This window comes from Azospirillum sp. ST 5-10, assembly GCF_051225715.1.
Lineage (GTDB): Bacteria > Pseudomonadota > Alphaproteobacteria > Azospirillales > Azospirillaceae > Azospirillum.
The window spans coordinates 1-2,227 of record NZ_JBPJSP010000071.1 but is presented as its reverse complement, the minus strand read 5'-3'; the positions used below and the strand labels follow the sequence as shown (position 1 = coordinate 2,227).

Sequence of the window (2,227 nt, the reverse complement as noted above, 5' to 3'; positions counted from 1 at the left end):
TGTCAGGCGACACGTCAAACTGCCCCCCTGGCGCCACGAGGATCTGCCCCCCTTGAGAGAAGGGGAATTGAGGGATGTCGAGCTTGATCGAGGCTTATCCGCGGGGAGTTGAACCGCGGAGGGACGCGATGAAGGCGCCGGATGACGTGTCGGCGATGCTGAAGCTGAAGGCGCTGGGGTGGGGAGTGAAGCGGATCGCGGCGGAACTGGGCTGCTCGAAGCACACGGTGAAGCGGTGGCTCGCCCTGGGCGGCTGGCGTCCGTGCGCGTCGCCGTCGCGCTCGAAACGCCTGGATGGCCATGCGGAGTGGTTGGCCGAGCGGTTCCGGCGGCACGCCGGGAACGCCGACGTGATCCGCCAAGAGCTGGCGCGGGAGAAGGGGCTGACGGTCAGCCTGCGCACGGTGGAGCGCGCGGTGGCGCCGCTGCGGCGCGACCTGATCGCCCAGGCGCGGGCGACGGTGCGCTTCGAGACGGCGCCGGGCGAGCAACTGCAGATCGACTTCGGCGTGCGGCGGGTGGAGATCGGCGGCACGGTGACGGCGGTGTTTCTGTTCGTGGCGACGCTGGGCTATTCGCGCCGGCTGCACGTGCGGGCCTACGGGCATGAGAAGCAGGACAGCTGGTTCGATGGGATGGAGAGCGCCTTCCGGGCCTTCGGCGGCGTGCCGCAGGAGGTGCTGCTCGACAACGCGCGGGCGTTGATCCTGCACCACGACCCGGTCAGCCGGGAGGTGGTCCTGCACCCGCGCCTGCACGCGTTTGCCCGGCATTGGGGCTTCCGGGTGCGGGCCTGCGCGCCGTACCGGGCGCGCACCAAGGGAAAGGACGAGCGCGGCGTCGGCTACGTGAAGCGCAACGCCATCGCCGGCCGCTCCTTCACCAGCTGGGCGGAACTGGAAGGCCACCTGGACGCGTGGACGCGCGACATCGCCGATCAGCGTCAGCATGGCACGACGGGCGAGGCGCCGCTCGAGCGCTTCCGGCGCGACGAGGCGCACGCCCTCAAGCCGCTGGCCGGCATCCCGCCCTTCACCACGGCGCGCGACCTGGTGCGTCGGGTCGGGGCGGACTGCGCGGTGGAGGTGGACGGGAATGCGTATTCGGTGCCCTGGCGGCTGATCGGCGAGCGGGTGCGGGTGATGGTGGAGGCCGGCACGGTGCGGGTCCTCCACGCCGGCCGCGAGGTGGCGGTGCACGCCGAGCTGAAGGGGCGGCACGGCCGTTCGACCCAAGACGCCCACCTCGTCGGTGTCGCCGGCAGCGCCGGCCATCCGGTACGCCTGACGCGGCCGGAGGGGGCCGCCGCCGACATGGCGATGCCGGCACTGCTGCGGCCGCTGGCGGAATACGAGGCGGTGGTCGGGGGAGGCTTCTGATGACCGAGCACGATCATCTGGTCGCCATGCTGAACCGGTTGAAGCTGACCGCGCTGCGCGATCAACTCGACAGCCTGATCGACGAGGCCGGCCGGCGCGAGCTGACGATCCGAGAGGCATTGGCGCTGTTCTGCGAGCGCGAGATCGCTCGGCGCGACCAGCGCCGCATCGACATGGGCTTCGGCTTGGCGCGCTTTCCTTTTGTGCGCGACCTCGCCGGCTTCGACTTCGCCGCCCAGCCGTCGATCGACAAGGCACAGATCCGGGAGATCGCGTCCGGCCGCTTCATCGCCAACGGCGAGGCGGTGCTGTTCCTCGGTCCGCCGGGAGTGGGCAAGACGCATCTGGCGGTGGCCATCGGCCGGGAGGCGATCGTCGCCGGCTACTCGGTGCTGTTCACGCCGGCGACCACCCTGGTGGCCCAGCTCGCCAAAGCGCACGCCGACGGCCGGCTGGAGGAGCGGCTGATCCACTACGCCAAACCGAAGCTGCTGATCGTCGACGAGCTGGGCTATTTGCCCTTCGAGCCGGATGCGGCGCACCTGTTCTTCCAGCTGGTCAGCCGGCGCTACGAGAAGGGGGCAATGCTGGTGACCTCCAACCGGGCGGTGGGGGAATGGGGCAGCGTCTTCGGCGATCCGGTGGTGGCCACCGCCATCCTCGATCGCTTGCTGCACCACAGCCACGTCGTCACCATCCGCGGCGACAGCTATCGACTTCGCGAGAAGCGTCGCAGCGGGCTTTTGCAAAAGCCCGCTGCGACGCTTCAATCAACGCCCGCCTGAACGGCGCAACCAGGGGGCAGATCCTCATGGCGCCAGGGGGGCAGTTCGGGATGTCGCTGGACA

Annotated in this window: 2 protein-coding genes; both read left to right on the top strand. The window is 70.1% G+C overall.

The genetic code is table 11. From position 1 onward, the window contains the following. Positions 1–74: 74 nt before the first annotated feature. Positions 75–1,379, top strand: a complete 1,305-nt coding sequence (gene istA / locus ACSBPG_RS31800; protein ID WP_435541268.1) for an IS21 family transposase — start codon at positions 75–77, stop codon at positions 1,377–1,379. Then, a complete protein-coding gene (gene istB, locus ACSBPG_RS31795) occupies positions 1,379–2,164 on the top strand; it encodes an IS21-like element helper ATPase IstB (protein ID WP_435541267.1) in 786 nt (261 codons plus the stop codon). Before istA ends, istB begins: the two co-directional genes overlap by 1 nt. Positions 2,165–2,227 lie beyond the last annotated feature (63 nt).

Bases quoted from the DNA above. Each gene is read 5' to 3' on its own strand.
- istA (WP_435541268.1), top strand. From the start codon at position 75: ATGTCGAGCTTGATCGAGGCTTATCCGCGGGGAGTTGAACCGCGGAGG.
- istB (WP_435541267.1), top strand. From the start codon at position 1,379: ATGACCGAGCACGATCATCTGGTCGCCATGCTGAACCGGTTGAAGCTG.